The sequence below is a fragment of the Pseudoclavibacter soli DSM 23366 genome (genome assembly GCF_000423505.1).
Classification (GTDB): Bacteria; Actinomycetota; Actinomycetes; order Actinomycetales; family Microbacteriaceae; genus Pseudoclavibacter_A; species Pseudoclavibacter_A soli.
Map to the genome: position 1 here is coordinate 54,209 of NZ_AUIC01000004.1, position 15,884 is coordinate 70,092.

General features: G+C 64.9%; 14 protein-coding genes and 1 riboswitch. Of the genes, 4 read left to right on the forward strand and 10 right to left on the reverse strand.

The window, feature by feature from the left end:
* Positions 1-2: 2 nt before the first annotated feature.
* Positions 3-677 (reverse strand): TIGR00645 family protein, encoded by a 675-nt coding sequence (locus G557_RS11355; RefSeq protein ID WP_084626959.1) that lies wholly within the window; start codon positions 675-677, stop codon positions 3-5.
* Positions 678-714: 37 nt separating this feature from the next.
* Positions 715-1,794: an alpha/beta hydrolase gene (locus tag G557_RS11360; RefSeq protein ID WP_051224389.1), complete on the reverse strand. Its 1,080-nt coding sequence runs from the start codon at positions 1,792-1,794 to the stop codon at positions 715-717.
* 67 nt (positions 1,795-1,861) lie between these two features.
* On the opposite strand from G557_RS11360, the gene ilvD reads away from it, so the two are divergent.
* Together ilvD and gdhA are read left to right on the forward strand one after the other, a co-directional pair.
* Positions 1,862-3,718, forward strand: a complete 1,857-nt coding sequence (ilvD, locus tag G557_RS0103210) for a dihydroxy-acid dehydratase (RefSeq protein ID WP_028244929.1) — start codon at positions 1,862-1,864, stop codon at positions 3,716-3,718.
* 95 nt (positions 3,719-3,813) lie between these two features.
* On the forward strand, positions 3,814-5,181 hold the full coding sequence (gdhA, locus tag G557_RS0103215; RefSeq protein ID WP_036961003.1) for an NADP-specific glutamate dehydrogenase: 1,368 nt from the start codon (positions 3,814-3,816) through the stop codon (positions 5,179-5,181).
* 174 nt (positions 5,182-5,355) lie between these two features.
* Here gdhA and G557_RS0103220 read toward each other — a convergent pair whose 3' ends face one another.
* The 7 genes from G557_RS0103220 to G557_RS0103250 all read right to left on the reverse strand — a co-directional run bounded on the left by G557_RS0103220 (position 5,356) and on the right by G557_RS0103250 (position 12,659).
* Complete coding sequence (locus G557_RS0103220; RefSeq protein WP_028244931.1) at positions 5,356-6,366, reverse strand: ABC transporter substrate-binding protein; 1,011 nt, start codon at positions 6,364-6,366, stop codon at positions 5,356-5,358.
* Complete coding sequence (locus G557_RS11365; protein WP_084626960.1) at positions 6,363-7,154, reverse strand: ABC transporter permease; 792 nt, start codon at positions 7,152-7,154, stop codon at positions 6,363-6,365. Before G557_RS11365 ends, G557_RS0103220 begins: the two co-directional genes overlap by 4 nt.
* On the reverse strand, positions 7,142-7,942 hold the full coding sequence (locus tag G557_RS11370; protein ID WP_084626961.1) for an ABC transporter ATP-binding protein: 801 nt from the start codon (positions 7,940-7,942) through the stop codon (positions 7,142-7,144). Before G557_RS11370 ends, G557_RS11365 begins: the two co-directional genes overlap by 13 nt.
* Positions 7,932-8,029: riboswitch (TPP riboswitch) on the reverse strand. It overlaps the preceding gene by 11 nt.
* A gap of 66 nt (positions 8,030-8,095) precedes the next feature.
* Positions 8,096-9,505 carry a S1C family serine protease gene (locus tag G557_RS11375; protein ID WP_051224392.1) on the reverse strand — a complete coding sequence of 470 codons (1,410 nt, stop codon included), beginning with the start codon at positions 9,503-9,505 and terminating at the stop codon, positions 8,096-8,098.
* 141 nt (positions 9,506-9,646) lie between these two features.
* Positions 9,647-10,282 (reverse strand): LutC/YkgG family protein, encoded by a 636-nt coding sequence (locus tag G557_RS0103240; protein ID WP_028244932.1) that lies wholly within the window; start codon positions 10,280-10,282, stop codon positions 9,647-9,649.
* Positions 10,279-11,886, reverse strand: a complete 1,608-nt coding sequence (locus G557_RS11380) for a LutB/LldF family L-lactate oxidation iron-sulfur protein (protein ID WP_084626962.1) — start codon at positions 11,884-11,886, stop codon at positions 10,279-10,281. Before G557_RS11380 ends, G557_RS0103240 begins: the two co-directional genes overlap by 4 nt.
* Positions 11,883-12,659 carry a (Fe-S)-binding protein gene (locus tag G557_RS0103250; protein ID WP_028244933.1) on the reverse strand — a complete coding sequence of 259 codons (777 nt, stop codon included), beginning with the start codon at positions 12,657-12,659 and terminating at the stop codon, positions 11,883-11,885. The genes G557_RS11380 and G557_RS0103250 overlap by 4 nt, the downstream gene beginning before the upstream one ends.
* Positions 12,660-12,828: 169 nt before the next feature.
* On the opposite strand from G557_RS0103250, the gene G557_RS0103255 reads away from it, so the two are divergent.
* Positions 12,829-13,497 carry a FadR/GntR family transcriptional regulator gene (locus tag G557_RS0103255; protein ID WP_036961008.1) on the forward strand — a complete coding sequence of 223 codons (669 nt, stop codon included), beginning with the start codon at positions 12,829-12,831 and terminating at the stop codon, positions 13,495-13,497.
* A 142-nt stretch (positions 13,498-13,639) separates the two neighbouring features.
* Complete coding sequence (locus G557_RS0103260; protein ID WP_028244935.1) at positions 13,640-15,340, forward strand: L-lactate permease; 1,701 nt, start codon at positions 13,640-13,642, stop codon at positions 15,338-15,340.
* Positions 15,341-15,411: 71 nt separating this feature from the next.
* On the opposite strand, the gene G557_RS0103265 is transcribed toward G557_RS0103260, so the two are convergent.
* Positions 15,412-15,843 carry a hypothetical protein gene (locus G557_RS0103265; protein ID WP_028244936.1) on the reverse strand — a complete coding sequence of 144 codons (432 nt, stop codon included), beginning with the start codon at positions 15,841-15,843 and terminating at the stop codon, positions 15,412-15,414.
* Positions 15,844-15,884 lie beyond the last annotated feature (41 nt).

Sequence of the window (15,884 nt, forward strand, 5' to 3'; positions counted from 1 at the left end):
GGTCAGTGTGTGCCCGCGGACACGTCCGCCTGCCCGCCGCGTTCGTGGATGTTCACCCGCTGGATGCGCTCGATCCAGGCCAGCGCCACGGCCGAGAGGATGAACACGCAGTGGATAACCACCTGCCAGAGCACGCCGTTGAAGGTGTACTGCTCACCGGTGAGGGTGTGCTCGTCGCCTGCGCCCATGTCGCCGACCTCGATGAACGTCTTGAGCAGGTGGATCGACGAGATGCTGATGATCGAGATGGCCAGCTTGACTTTGAGGATGTTGGCGTTGACGTGCGAGAGCCAGTCGGGCTCGTCGGGGTGCCCGTCGACGTTGACCTTCGATACGAAGGTCTCGTAGCCGCCGATGATGACCATGATCAGCAGGTTGGCGATCATCACCACGTCGATCAGGCCGAGGACGGTCAGCATCACCGTGGTCTCGAAGCTCTCCACCTCAGTGGCGTCGGCCGTGCCCGTCCACACGTGGTACACATCGGTGAACAGATGCCACAGGTCAACCCAGAAGACGCCGACGTAGATGAGCTGGGCGATGATCAGCCCGATGTAGAGGGGAGCCTGCACCCACCGGCTGGCGAAGATGATCGCACCGAGGGCGTTTGCAGTGGTGCGGTATGCACGCCCGGAGTCGGCTGGCCGGTCGGCGGACTGGGGGGTCGGCTCCGTCATGGATGACCTTTCTGGTCGGCGAGTGGTGCACCGACGCTCAGCGCCGGGTGAGTGTGGTGTCGATTGTATAGCCAGGGCTCATCGCTGCGATGAAGGCGAGCATGCGCTCGGTGGCGTCGACGGCCTCTGGATATTCGTCGAGCAGCATCTGGTATTCGTGAGGCAGCGCCGGCTCGTGGTCGTCGTCGTAGAACAACGCGTCGACCTCGACGCCGAGCTCTTCGAGCCGCTCGGCCAGCAGCTGTGACTGCTCGAGCAGCGGGTCGCCGTTGCCTGCCGAGATGAAGGTGGGCACGAAATCGGCGGTGGCGTTGTCGATGACCGAGCTGTCGGCCAGCGCGGTCGAGGAGCGCCAGTCTCGCTCACCGGTATATGCCCACAGCACCGCGTCGACGAACTGCTGGAAGTCTCCGGCGTCGCCCAGGCGCTCAGCGTCGTAGGCGCCGCAGAACAGGATGGCCCCACGCAGCTGTGATGCGGAGATGCTCGGGGTGAGCACCAGCCGGGCCGCGGACGTGCTGGAGGTCACCGCGGTGACCCAGTCGGCGGCGATCTGCGAGCCGGCGGAGTCCCCGGCGACGTAGAGCTGATCGGGGTCGATGCCGAGTTCGGCGGCATGGGCGACGAGATATCCGACGGCGGCGTCGAGCTGGTGCACGGCCGTCGGGTAGGTGGCCTCCGGCGAGAGCGTGTAGTTGATCTCGACAACGGTCACCCCGGCGCCGGCGAGGGTTCGGGCATGGTTCTCCCCCGCCGATTTGTCGCCGCCGACCCAGCCGCCGCCGTGCACCCACACGATCGTCGGCCGCGCGGCGCCGTCTTCACCGGTGTACACGTCGAGCTGTTCGTCGGCGCGGTCGCGGTAGGTGTATGACAGATCGGTGATGGCGCGCACGTCCTGCGCCGCCCAAGCGGCGAGCTGCTCGTTGGCGCTGGTACCCGAGGTATCGAAGGCGTGTCTGATCAGCAGTGCGTACGGCCAGGGGCTGACCGCGAAGGCGACCCGCCCGATGACGGCCAACGCGATGAAAGCGGCTGCGAGCATCCATGCGGTGATGGCGGTGCGACGCGCGACCCGACGCAGATGCAGGCCGGGCCCGGGGGTGCGAGAAGGCATGAACTGAGCATAACCATGGTGAGGGTTGCGTGGCGGGTGCCGCGCGGTTTCGGCGTACCATTGACGAATGGCCTATTTACGCTCACGCACAGTCACCCACGGACGCAACATGGCCGGAGCACGCGCTCTGCTGCGCGCCGCCGGCGTCAACGGAAGCGACTTCGGCAAGCCCATTATTGCCGTCGCCAACAGCTTCACCGAGTTCGTCCCCGGGCACACCCACCTTGCCCCGGTCGGGCGCCTGGTCTCCGAGGCGATCACCGAGGCCGGCGGCATTCCGCGTGAGTTCAACACGATCGCCGTCGACGACGGCATCGCCATGGGGCATTCGGGCATGCTCTATTCACTGCCGAGCCGCGATCTGATCGCCGACTCCGTCGAATACATGGTCAACGCGCACCAGGCAGATGCCCTGGTCTGCATCTCGAACTGCGACAAGATCACCCCGGGCATGCTGTTGGCGGCCCTGCGTCTGAACATTCCCACCGTCTTCGTCTCGGGTGGGCCCATGGAGGGCGGCACCGCAGTGCTCGTCGACGGCACGGTGCGTAAGCGCGTCGAGCTCATCTCGGTGATGGCTGGCACCGCCGACCCCAACCTCTCCGACGAGAACCTTGCCCGGCTGGAGGAAAACGCCTGCCCCACCTGTGGGTCGTGCTCGGGCATGTTCACCGCCAACTCGATGAACTGCCTCACCGAGGCGCTCGGCATCTCGCTGCCCGGCAATGGCACCACACTGGCCACGCACACCGCACGCCGCGCACTCTTCGAAGAGGCTGGTCGTCTCATCGTCTCACTCGCGCACCGGTTCTACGACGATGACGATGCAAGCATTCTGCCGCGCTCGATTGTGACCCGCGACGCCTTCGAGAACGCGATGGCCATGGACATCGCGATGGGCGGCTCGACCAACACGATTCTGCACCTGCTCGCCGCCGCCCAAGAGGCTGGCGTCGACTACACCATGCGCGATATCAATGAGCTGTCGCATCGCGTGCCCTGCCTGTGCAAGGTGGCCCCGAACGGCAGCTACCTGGTCGAGGATGTGCACCGCGCCGGGGGCATCCCCGCCATCTTGGGTGAGCTGCATCGCGGCGGGCTGCTCAACGAGAACGTGCACTCGGTACACTCCGACGATCTGGTCGGCTGGCTCGACGAGTGGGATGTGCGCGGCGGCAAGGCCAGCGACACGGCTGTGGAGCTGTTCCATGCCGCGCCGGGCTGCGTGCGCAGCGCCAAGGCGTTCTCGCAGTCGGAGCGCTGGGAGACCCTCGATTTAGATGCTGCTGGTGGCTGCATCCACGACGTCGAGCACGCCTACTCGGCCGACGGCGGCCTGGCCGTGCTGTACGGCAACCTCGCCGAAGACGGCTGCGTGGTCAAGACCGCAGGTGTCGATGACTCAATTCTCAAGTTCTCTGGCCCTGCAGTGGTGGTCGAGTCTCAAGAAGATGCGGTGAGTGTAATCCTCGACAAGACAGTCAAGGCCGGCGACGTGGTGGTGGTTCGCTACGAGGGCCCCAAGGGCGGCCCCGGCATGCAGGAGATGCTCTACCCCACCTCGTTTTTGAAGGGGCGCGGCCTCGGCAAACAGTGCGCGCTGATCACCGACGGGCGCTTCTCCGGCGGCACGTCGGGGCTGTCGATCGGGCATGTCTCACCTGAGGCGGCCTCCGGCGGCACCATCGCGCTGGTCGAAAGCGGTGACCAGATCACCATCGACATCCCCAACCGCACCATCACCCTCGACGTACCCGACGAGGTGCTGGCGCAGCGCCGTGCCGCGCTCGAGGCGTCTCAGGGCTATCACCCCGTCGACCGCCAGCGCGAGGTGTCTACGGCGCTCAAGGTCTACGGTGCACTGGCGACTTCGGCAGACAAGGGTGCGGTGCGCGACAAGGCCAAGATCGACGCCATCTTCTGATGTGCGACCGATAGACTGATGGATGGCGCGGCCCCAGAACCGTGCCATCCATCACGGTCTCGACGCAGCACGTTCGAGCCCAGAGAGGTCTGTCTATGTCCACGTCCACGTCCGCGAAATTCATCAATTCGGTCTATCAGACCGTCTTGACCCGCAACCCTGGTGAAACCGAGTTTCATCAGGCCGTGCATGAGGTGTTCGAGTCGCTCGCCCCCGTGATCGACCGCCATCCCGAGTACAGCGAGTCTGCAGTGCTGCAGCGCATCTGCGAGCCCGAGCGCCAAATCATCTTCCGAGTGCCCTGGATCGATGATCACAACCGCGTGCACATCAACCGTGGCTTCCGCGTGCAGTTCAACTCCGCGCTCGGCCCCTACAAGGGCGGCCTGCGCTTCCATCCTTCGGTGCTGCTCGGCACCGTCAAGTTCCTCGGCTTCGAGCAGATCTTCAAGAACGCGCTTACCGGCCTGCCCATCGGCGGCGGCAAGGGCGGCTCCGACTTCGACCCCAAGGGCAAGAGCGACCGTGAGGTCATGCGCTTCTGCCAGTCGTTCATGACCGAGCTGCACCGCCACATCGGCCAGTACGTCGACGTGCCCGCGGGCGACATCGGCGTCGGCGGCCGCGAAATCGGCTACCTGTTCGGCCAGTACAAGCGCCTCACCAACGCCTACGAGTCAGGCGTCATCACCGGCAAGGGCATCGGCTGGGGCGGTTCGCGCGCCCGCACCGAGGCCACCGGCTACGGCGCAGTCATTTTCGCCCAAGAGATGCTCGCCACTCGCGACCAGTCGTTCGACGGTCGCAAGGTGCTGGTCTCGGGCTCGGGCAACGTCGCCCTGTACGCCATCCAGAAAGTGCAGCAGCTCGGCGGCACCGTCGTCGGCGCCTCCGACTCGCAGGGCGCGGTCTACGATCCCGATGGCATCGACTTCGATCTGCTGCGCCAGATCAAAGAAGACGAGCGCGCTCGCATCTCCGAGTACGCCGAGCGCAAGGGTGGCCGCGTGCAGTACCGCACGAGCGGCAGCCTCTGGTCGATCGCCAAAGAAGAACAGATCGACGTAGCCCTCCCCTGTGCCACGCAGAACGAACTGAACGCCGAAGATGCCCGCACCCTGGTCAACTCGGGCGTGCAGGCCGTCGCCGAGGGCGCCAATATGCCGAGCACCCCTGATGCCGTGCACACCTTCCAGAAGGCCAACGTGCTCTTCGGCCCCGGCAAGGCGGCCAACGCCGGCGGCGTGGCCACCAGTGCGCTCGAGATGCAGCAGAACGCCTCCCGCGACTCCTGGACCTTCGAATACACCGAGCAGCGCCTGACCGACATCATGAAGCGCCTGCACCGTTCCGTGCAGCAGACCGCCGACGAATACGGTCACCCCGGTGACTACGTAATGGGCGCGAACATCCACGGTTTCTCACTCGTGGCTGACGCGATGATCGCTCAGGGCGTCATCTGACACCTCTCATACACGCACGATGGCGGCGGATGCCCGAGAGGGTTCCGGCGCCATCGTGCGTTTCAGCGCTGGGTGCACGCTCACTCGTCACCGCGTGCGACCGCTGGTCACCACAGCACCTGTTGGTGACCAACGAGCACGCATCCTGACCAACGAACTCGCAGAAGCAGCCGATCAGCCAGCGCTCGGCACGTACTCCGTGGTTACCGCTGTCGCGCCGTCAACGTCAGTCGACAGCAGGTCGTTCTCGCGCATCCATGTGGCGTAGGTCTGCCACTGCTCGGGTGACTGCTGACCGAACGACCAGTCTTCGGGCACCGCGGCCAGAGTGGCGTCGACCATCCGAGCGAGCAGATCTTCGCTGTAGACCCCATCGGTGACCTCAGCAAGCCCGGCCACCGCCTGGCTGGCATCTTCACGCGCAGCCTGCTGTCCTTTGGCAGTGGCACTCAGAAAGTCACGCACTCGCTGCGCGTAGTCGGGGTCAGACTCGAGCCGCGACTTCTGCGCGATGATCACCAGCTCATCGTAGTCGGGCACCCCCAGCTCGGTCACCGGCACGCTGGTGAAGTCGCCCGAATCGGCCAGCTCAACCCCATCGATATTCACAAACGCCCCGAACGTGGCGGGCACGGTGCCGGCAATCAACGCCTGGTTGATGCCCTGTTGCAGGTTCACTGTCTCGATGCTCGACGGGTCGATGCCAGCCTGCCGTGCAATGTAGTCGATGGTCGGCTGTTGCGACGCAAGCCCCGAGATGCCGAGCTGCTTGCCGGCCAGATCGGCCACACCGCTGATGCCGGCATCGTCGCGATAGGTCAGTGACGTCAGCGCCGTGGGCACCAGCGCGGCCACCGACACCACGTCGAGGCCCTCTCCCGCCGCAATCAGGGTGTCTGGCTCATACGAGACGGCCAGATCCACCTGCCCCAGCGACACCTGTTTTGCCGCATCTGCCGTGTTGCCCGGCGTCTGCAGATCAACGGCCAGCCCGGCCTCGTCATATGCGCCGATGTGCTGCGCCGTATAGAGCGCCAGGTGGTCGGGGTTTGGCGTCCAGTCGAGCAGCACGCTGACCTGGGTCTTCTCGTTGGCCTGCTGCTCACCTGCCCCGGTGCACCCGCTCAATGCCAGTGTACCGACTGCGATCATGGCGGCTCCGGCCAGCAGTCCTCGTCTTCTCATAGTGTCTCTCCTCTCGTCTCCGTCTTCGGGAGTCTGCGGCGGCGACCAGTCGGGCGCAGCGCGAACCTTGGCACGCAGGCGTGCAGCACGGCGCTCATCACCGTCAGCAGAATCACGACGGCGAACACCACATCTGTGCGCAGCCGCGGAATGGCCTGCATGAGCACGAACCCCAAGCCGTCGGTCGACCCGGAATACTCGGCAAACACAGCGGCGACCGGTGCGAACATCACGGCGACCCTGAGGCCATCCATCGCCTGAGGCGCGGCCCAACGCATGCGCACCTGCCAGCGCAACCGCGACGAGCCCAGCAGCCGGAGTTCTTCAAGCAGCGCCGGCGGCACAGTCTGCAGGCCGCTCAGGGCGTTCACCGTCACCGGCACAAAGCACAGCAGCGCCACCACAATGATCTTGGGGGCGGCACCATAGCCCAGTGCGATAGTCAGCAGTGGGCCGATCACCACGACCGGAATGCTCTGCGAGGCCAGAATCAGCGAGCCAAGTGCCCGTCGCAACAGCGCCGAGGCATCGATCACCACGACGAGCACTGCTGCGGCAACGAGCCCGAGAGCCAGGCCGCCAAGCACTTCAATCGCGGTGACCCAGGCAGCGGGGCCGAGCAGTTCGGGCCACTGCGAAATCAGCGCATGGATGACCGCCGACGGACTCGGCAGCACATACGCTGGCACACCTCCCGGGCGCGTGGCCCATGCCCAAGCCGCGAACACGAGCACGACCACCAGGGTTGGCGGCATGATGGGGCGCGCCCAGTGTCTCAGGCCGCGCATGCGGAATCCTCGGCGATAGCGGCAATCAGGTCTCGACGCGCACGCACAAAGCTCGGCTCGGCAATCAGATCGTCGTCATCGACCCCGGCGCGCCCCCAACCGTCGCGTTCGAGCACAATCTGTGCGGGGGCTCCGCCGAGCACGAGCACCCGGTCGCCCATCAACAGCGCCTCTTCGATGTCGTGGGTCACCAGCACCAGGGTGGTGCCGAGGTCATCGAGCACCTCGCGCATCCAGCGCCGAGCTGCACTGCGTGTGATGGCGTCGAGCGCCCCGAATGGCTCATCGGCCAGCAGCACCGGGCGCTCGCTGAGCAGAGCACGCATCAGTTGCGCACGCTGTCGCATGCCACCGCTGAGCTCATCGGGCCGGGCAGAGCGTCGGCCGCCCAGCCCCCATCGATCAAGGGCTGCTGCCGCTTGGCGACGGGCTGCCGCGCGGGAGGCCCCCGCCGCTCGCAGGCCCAGCCCCACGTTGTCGTCGAGGCGAGCCCAAGGCAGCAGCGTGTCGGTTTGTGAGGCCAGGGCACATTGCGCTGCTCTGCGCTGATCGATTTCGGCCATGCCGATCGCGATGCTGCCCTGCGACTGTGGCAGCAGACCGGCGATCAGCCGCAGCAGGGTGGTTTTGCCGCAGCCCGAGCGGCCGACCAGGCTGAGACGCTCACCGGCGTTGAGAGTGAGCGACACTCCAGCGAGTACGTCAGCGGCCGAGCCCATCGGGCGCCAGGCGACCTCACTCAGGTGCACTGGCGCAGCTGCAGGCGCGCGCGACGAATCGTGCCTCATTCGACAATCCCTCCGCCCGGGTCAACGGGATCAGGTTCGACGGGTGTGATCTCAGCCCGCCTGCTGCGGGCACCCCGTGTCGATGCACCAGCCTAGCGCACGAAAGGGCGTCCGGGTCTGCCCGGACGCCCTCGATGTGCACTGTCGATCGGCTCAGCCCACTGGGCCAGCAATCAACGTGACTGTGACCGTATGGCTGCTGCCGGCCGTATCGGTGTAGGTGATGCGCACCTGCTCACCGGGTTCGCGCTGCGCAAGATCTTCGCTCAGCTCGGTGCCACTGGTGACCGTGGTGCCGTTGACTGCGGTGATCACGTCACCGGCAACCAGCCCCGCTTGGGCGGCCGGGGTGTTGTCGATCACGCCGCCGACTGTTGCGCCCTGCACTGTCGTGGTGCTCTGCTGGCGACCACGCCCGGTCGAGCTGCTGCCGCTCTGAGACGATGAGATCTCAACCCCCAAGAACGCGTTCTCGCCGATGTGCAGAGTCGTTGACTCTTCGCCGGCCTGAATCGCCTCAACCACAGCGGTGACGGTCTCGATCGGAATGGCGTAGCCGGTGACATCGGTGCTGCCGCTGCTGGCAGCTACCGTCATGGCGACCACCTCACCGTTGGCATCGATAACCGGGCCGCCCGAGTCGCCCGAGACCACATCGGCATCAAGCTCGATCAGCCCGCTCAGTGACTCGGAGTCGCCCGAGTCACCCTGCGTGGTGATCGACTGATCCGTTGCTATGACGGTGCCATCTGCCGCGACCAGAATGCCCCGCCCTTCGGCATTGCCGATCGCGGTGACTGCCTCGGCCTGTGTCACGCCGTCATCGTCCAGCTGCGCAGTCTCGAGACCGCTCGCGCCCTGCAGTTGCAGCAATGCTACGTCTTTCGCATCGTCATAGCCCACCACACTGGCTTGGTATGCCTTGCCGGTGGATGCGATGGTCACCTGAATTTCAGTGGCGCTTTCGATCACATGGTGATTGGTCAGCACAAGACCGTCGCTGCTCAGCACGATGCCGGTGCCGGCCGCCTCAGCGTCTTCATACCCGAGCGTGGTCTCGATCAGAACAACACCGCGCTCCTGCTCGTCAGTTGCGGTCTGCACCTGCTGTGAGGTGCCCTGCGCCGAAAACCCGCCTTGCGAGTTCTGCGAGTTCTGACCGCTCTGGCCCTGCGAGCTTGAGCCGGAGGGCGTGCGCCCGGTAGTCGTCGACGTCGAGAACGCGTTCACGCTGAACACCACGACTGCGGCAATGGCCAGCCCCACAAGCACGCCCACTACGAGCATCAGCCACGAGTTGGATCGCCGAGCGGGCGGCTGTGGCGCGTACGGTGCCCATCCTGCCGAACCGCCTGCACCGTACCCGCCGAAAGATGGAACCGGGTAGGGCTGCTGACTCCTCTGCGCAGGCGCGCCAAAGCCGACTGCTGCCGACGGTTGTGCACCGGAGGGCGGAGCCGGAGGCGTGGGCGGCACCTGTGGTGCGCTGGCCTGCGGGTATACCTGTTCGTTTGCCGTTGCCGTCGGCTGGGTCGTCGACGTGCTCTGCTCGCGCTGCTCCATGACCACTCCTTGAGAAATCAGGCCCTCAGTTGAGGGCGATGACTCTATTGCAGCGGTCGTGCCTTTGCCTCGAGTGATGTGGGCCGATCAAGTGCCTGTGCCAAACCTGTGCGCCACCTGAGCGGCCTGGGCGTGACAAGGTCAATAACGGTCAGACACCACAATCACGATGAGCGTGCGGGGGCCGTGAACGCCTTCCACTCGCTGCAGCTCGATGTCAGAGGTCGCCGACGGGCCGGCGATCATCGTGATCGGCGCTTCGGGCCTCAGCCGACGGATGGCCGCAGGCATATCGACGACGATGTCGGCGTCACGAGCCACACACACATGCACATCGGGCACAAGCGTCAGCGCGCGTCTGCCCTGGTCTGCTGAGCCGTCGAGCAGGATCGTGCCGTTGACCGCGCACGAGACGGCAGAGCCGGTGACGATCGCGTCGAGATCGGCCAGTGAGGGCGCCGGGATCGATGCGTCATCGATCTGCACCTCGCCGGTGAATTCGGCCAGCCAAGTAGGCTCAAGACCTGCTGGCACACCGATGCGCTGGGCCCCCACCGAGGCCAGAGCCTGCGCCACAGCCTGAGGGATGCCCTCGGGCCGTGCCTTGATCACCTGCGCTTTGTAGTCTTCGAGGCGATCGATCAGCAGATCGAGTCGCTCGTCGTCGGGCAGGGTGATCTCGGCGTCGTAGTCGCGCACGATCGGTTCATCGGCAACCGGTGTCAGCGTGAGTGCATCGGTGATGCGCCCAAGAATCTCTGTGCGTGCGTCGCTCATTGTGCGCTCCCATCTCGTTGCGCCGGCTTCGGGCGCGGTTGCCAGTCGATCGGCCCGTCATCGGGCTGGGGCTGGGCGGCCAACGTGGCCTGCCAGGCTGCCGCACGAGCGCGCTCCTGTTGCAGCTCTGCGGCACCCTCAGCACTGCGGAACCATTTGCGGCCACTGCGCGTGGCTGGCGCAGAGAGGTCACGCGCATCCGTCCAGCCGCCGAAGATGAACGGCAGGCTCTCGAATTTGCGATCTCGACCGGCAAGCCGGCCGCCAAGTGCCGCCGCAGCCTGGGCCGCGTGCCACTTCGGGCCGCTGCTCATGGCAATCGAAGCCGCCTTCATCATGGGCTTCTCGAGCCCACTGCCGACCGTCTCGACCTTCTTGTCGCGCAGTTCGACGAGAATCGACGGAATGTCGATCTTCACCGGGCATGCTTCGAAGCAGGCGCCACACAGACTCGAGGCGTAAGGCAGCGAGCTGTTGGGGTCGTGCGAATCGCTCATACCAGTCAGCAGAGGCGAGAGAATCGCCCCGATCGGGCCTGGATAGGTCGACCCATAGGCATGGCCGCCGGCATGCTCGTAGACCGGGCATACGTTCAGGCAGGCCGAGCAGCGAATGCACTTCAGCGCCTCACGCCCCAGCTGGTCGGCCAGCGCGTGTGTGCGGCCGTTGTCGAGCAGCACGAGGTGAAAATCCTGCGGCCCGTCTCCCGGGGTCACACCGGTCCAGAGTGACGTGTACGGGTTCATGCGCTCACCGGTAGACGAGCGCGGCAGCAGCTGGGTGAACACCTCGAGATCGGTGAACTTCGGCAGCACCTTCTCGATGCCCATGACCGAGATCAGCGTCTCGGGCAGGGTGAGGTTCATGCGGCCATTGCCCTCTGACTCGAAGATGGCCAGTGTGCCCGTCTCGGCGATGCCGAAGTTGGCACCCGAGATGGCGATCTTCGACTTCAGAAACTTCTCCCGCAGAAACCGACGGCTCGCCTCGGCTAGATGCGCCGGGTCATCGTCGAGAGCGGGATCGACACCGGGCATCTCTTTCAGAAAGATGTCGCGCACCTCGGTGCGATTGCGATGGATGGCCGGTACCAGAATGTGCGAAGGCTTGTCGTGACCCAGCTGCACGATCAGCTCGGCGAGATCGGTCTCCTGCGCATGAATGCCGTGCTCTTCGAGATACTCGTTGAGCCCGATCTCTTGGGTGGCCATCGACTTGATCTTGAGCACTTCGCTCTCACCACGCTCAGCAACCAGCGCGCGAACGATCTCGTTCGCCTCGGCTGCATCACGGGCCCAGTGCACGTGGCCGCCGTGGGCGGTCACATTCGCCTCAAGCTGTTCGAGCAGCTCAGGCAGGTGGTTGAGCACGTAGCGTTTGATCGAGGAGCCAGCGTCGCGCAGGCGCTGCCAGTCGGGCAGCTCGGCGGTCACGTGCAGTCGCTTGTCGCGAATCTTGTGTGTGGCGAAGTTCAGGTTGCGCCGCAGCTGTTCATTGGCCAGCTCGGGGATCGCTGCGTCAGGAAACTTCTGCTCGCCGCGCAGGTTGCCCACGCCGGCTGGAGCCACCGGAGGCATGCTGGGAATGCCGAGGAAGGTGCTCATGCGACCACCCCTTCCAGGCTCATGCGCTGGTCGGCATCTTCACGGGTCGCCGCCAAAATCTGCGCCAGGTGAATCGTGCGGGTACCCATCTGCAGACGACTCATGGCGCCACCGATGTTCATCAGGCAGGATGCGTCGCCAGCCGTGCAGTACTCTGCTCCGGTTTCGGCGATATGCGCCACTTTGTCTTCGACCATTGCGGTGGAGGTTGCCGCGTTTTTCACGGCAAAGGTGCCACCGAAGCCGCAGCATTCCTGCTGCATGGGCAGTTCTACGAGCTCGAGCCCGTCGACGTGGCTGAGCAGTCGATATGGCCTGGAGCCCACGTGAATCATGCGCAGCGAGTGGCAGGTCGGATGATATGTGACCTTGTGCGGAAAGTACGCCCCCACGTCGGTCAGGCCGAGCACGTCGACCAGAAACTCGGAGAGCTCATAGGTTTTGTCGTTGACCTGAGCGACCTGGGCCTGCAGCGAGTCGGCGCCGAATTTGCCAGCCACCAGCGGGTGCTGATGTCGAATTGACCCAGTGCACGACCCGCTGGGCACGACGACTGCATCGATCGATGCGTCGCCGAACGTGTCGACGTAATTGCGCACCAGCGGCATCGAGTCTTTCTGGTACCCGGTGTTGATGTGCATCTGTCCGCAACAGGTCTGCCCTTCAGGGAACACGACATCGTGTCCGAGACGGGTCAGCAGCTTTGCGGTGGCTCGTACGACCTCGGGATACATGGTGTCCGCCAGACAGGTCGCGAAGATTCCTACCTTCATGGTGCCTCCTTCGGCATGGCGCACCCTGCGCCACGGTCTCCCCCGACGCACACCGTCGAATGTGGTCTGACCACACCGTCGTGGTGCGCGCGTGACGCCCATTCCACTCCATCAGCGGCACTACGGCAACATAGGGTACCCTCATATTGTGAGGGTGCATGAGACGGTGATGTCTTGGGTTCGAGAACAGCTGGCCGATGGGTCGCTGTCCATCGGCGACCGTCTCCCCGGCGAACGCGCCCTTGCCGAACAGCTCGGTGTGTCTCGCGGTGCAGTTCGCGAGGGGCTGCGAGTGCTCGAGGCACTCGGCACGCTCACCTCAGCCACCGGCTCCGGCCCCACTGCTGGCACCATCGTTGTGGCCGAGCCGCAAGAGGCCCTGGCTCTCGCCTTCAACCTCCAGCTCGCCACCCATCATGTGGGTTTCGGCGAGGTCGTTCAAACCCGCCTGCTGCTTGAGACTTGGGCTGCCCGCAACGCTGATCCGAGCTACAACGACTGGGATGACGCCTCGCGCCTGCTCGACCGCATGGACGAGCCCGACCTCGACAAGGCGCAGTTCTTGGCTCTCGACGCCGCATTCCACGCGCAGATCTCGAAAGCCGCTGGCAACCCACTGATCAGCACACTGATGGACGGCCTGCGCAAGGCCATCTCTGACCACACCCTCGAGCGTGCCGAACAGCTGCCCGATTGGCCGGCCACCAGCGCCACCCTGCAGCAGCATCATCGCGCCATTCTCGAGGCGTTGAGCACGCACGACAACGCGCGGGCTGCCGCTCTCGTCGAAGAGCACATCACGTGGTACAACCGGCTCACCCAGCCGACCACGGTCTGAGTTGCGCACCTGTAGCTCGCCTGACTCACATCCATTCACGTGACAGCCAGTCAAATTCGATTTGACGTGGTCTGACCACAGCCGATAATCTGCACCAAAAGCGCAGTCAACCGCGCCATCCGACGTCCTCAAAGGAGAGAACATGTCTTCAGCACCCCCCCTGCTGCTGAGCGAGTCCTTCGTACCCAATACAGATCTCAGCCTCATTGCGGGCAGTGTGCCAGTCACTGCACTGGTCTCGCTCATTCCCCTCGTCGTCTTCTTCGTGCTGCTCGGCGGCCTGCGGGTGAGCGCACTTCGCTCGGCACTCGGGGCCCTGATTGCTGCACTCGGCGTCGCGATCTTCGGCATGAAAATGCCGTGGGCACTGTCTGTGGCGGCGGCTACCGAAGGCGCGGTTTTCGGTCTGTTCCCCATCATGTGGATCGTCGTCACCGCCATCTGGTTCTACGAGGTCACGGTGCTCTCAGGGCGCAGTGACGACCTGCGGCGTATCTTTTCGAGCGTGGGTCGTGGTGACATGCGCATCCAGGCCGTGCTCATCGCCTTCTGTTTCGGCGGTCTCTTGGAGGCTCTGGCCGGTTTCGGTGCACCGGTTGCGATCACCGGCGTGATGCTGGTGGCCCTTGGTCTGCCTCCGCTTCGTGCGGCACTCGCTGTGCTGGTGGCCAACACTGCTCCTGTCGCCTTTGGCGCTATGGCTGTGCCGATCACCACAGCCGGCGGCATCATCGCCCCCGACGACTCCCGCGTAGCAGCGGAGGGCATCGCACAGACCGTCGGTGTGCAGACACCGCTCGTTGCGTGGGTCGTGCCACTGCTGCTGCTGTTCATCCTTGACGGACGTCGCGGCGTCAAGCAGCTGTGGTTCCCTGCACTGCTCACCGGTGTGAGCTTTTCCGTGGCTCAGTGGTGGTGCGCCCATCACTTCGTCTACGAGCTCACCGATGTGGTCGCGGCACTCATCGGCTTCGTCGTCGCCACGGTGCTGCTGAAGTTCTGGAAGCCCACCACCCCTGAAGACCAGCGTTCGAAGGTCACCGAAGAGCCGCTGTCTGGCACTCGTGTCTGGATGGCGCTGTTCCCGTACGCGCTGGTCGTTGTGCTCTTCGGTGTCACGAAGCTCTGGACCATCGGCGTCAACGTGCCCAAGTGGCTGAGTTCCACCGACCTCAAGATCACTTGGCCGCTGCTCGGTACCGATCTGCTGAAGGCCGACGGCACCGTATCGTCGTCAGCCACATACACCCTCAGCTGGCTCTCGTCGCCAGGCACCACGCTGCTGATCACCGGCATCATCGTCGCTATCGTGTACAGCATCTTCACGGCCAACGGCAAGTTTGCCACCTCGCTGGGGCAGGCGCTCGCCGAGTTCTGGCACACCATCGTGAAGTCGCGGGTGTCGCTGGCCACCGTGGCGACGGTACTGGCCATCGCCTACGTGATGAACCTGTCTGGCCAGACTATCTGGATCGGTCAGTGGCTGGCCGGCACCGGTCTCGCCTTCGCCTTCCTGTCGCCTATCCTCGGCTGGCTCGGCACGGCAGTCACCGGCAGCGACACCTCGGCGAACGCGCTGTTCGCCAAGCTGCAGTCGACGGCTGCCCACCAGTTGGGTATCAACGAGCACCTGCTCGTGGCCGCCAACACGTCGGGCGGCGTTGTGGGCAAGATGATCAGCCCCCAGAATCTGACCATCGCGGCAACTGCTGTCGATCTCAAGGGGCAGGAATCGAGCATCCTGCGCAAGTCACTGCCCTGGTCGATCGGCTTGTTGGTTGTGGTCTGCCTCATCGTAGGTCTGCAGTCGACTCCGGTGCTGGGCTGGATGCTGCCCGGCTGATTGCTCGACACCAAAGAGAACCCCCTGCCACGGTCACCGTGACAGGGGGTTCTTGGCGTGGTGCAGATGATTCAGAGGCGCCGACGCTTCTCGCGTTCAGCTGCGGCAGCCTTCGAACTGACGCTGAACTGGCGCAGGCCCGTGCCGATCGACACGCCAAGAGCCGCGACGACGGCCGCCTCTGCAACCAGCACGCCGACCACTGTCAGAGTGCCGCCACCGATCCAGACTCCGCTGATCAGGGCAGAGACTGCCACCAGAGCCACCAGCACGAGCGGAACCTCCCAGAGCCGGCGCCACTGCTCGATGCGACGCCCCCAGATGATCGAGAGCACAAAGACGGACAACGGCACCGCCAGAATGAAGTAGGTCGTGACCCATCCTTCGAGCTGGCCAGGCAGACTCAACAGCAATGGCGCGGGCACAATGAGCCCCACTCCCCACCAAGTCAACGGCCAGCCGCTCCATCGGGTGCGGGCGTTCTCGCTCGGTGCAGCGCTCATCGGGGTCTCCTCAGTCGAAATGGCTTCGAGAGCCAGCCTAT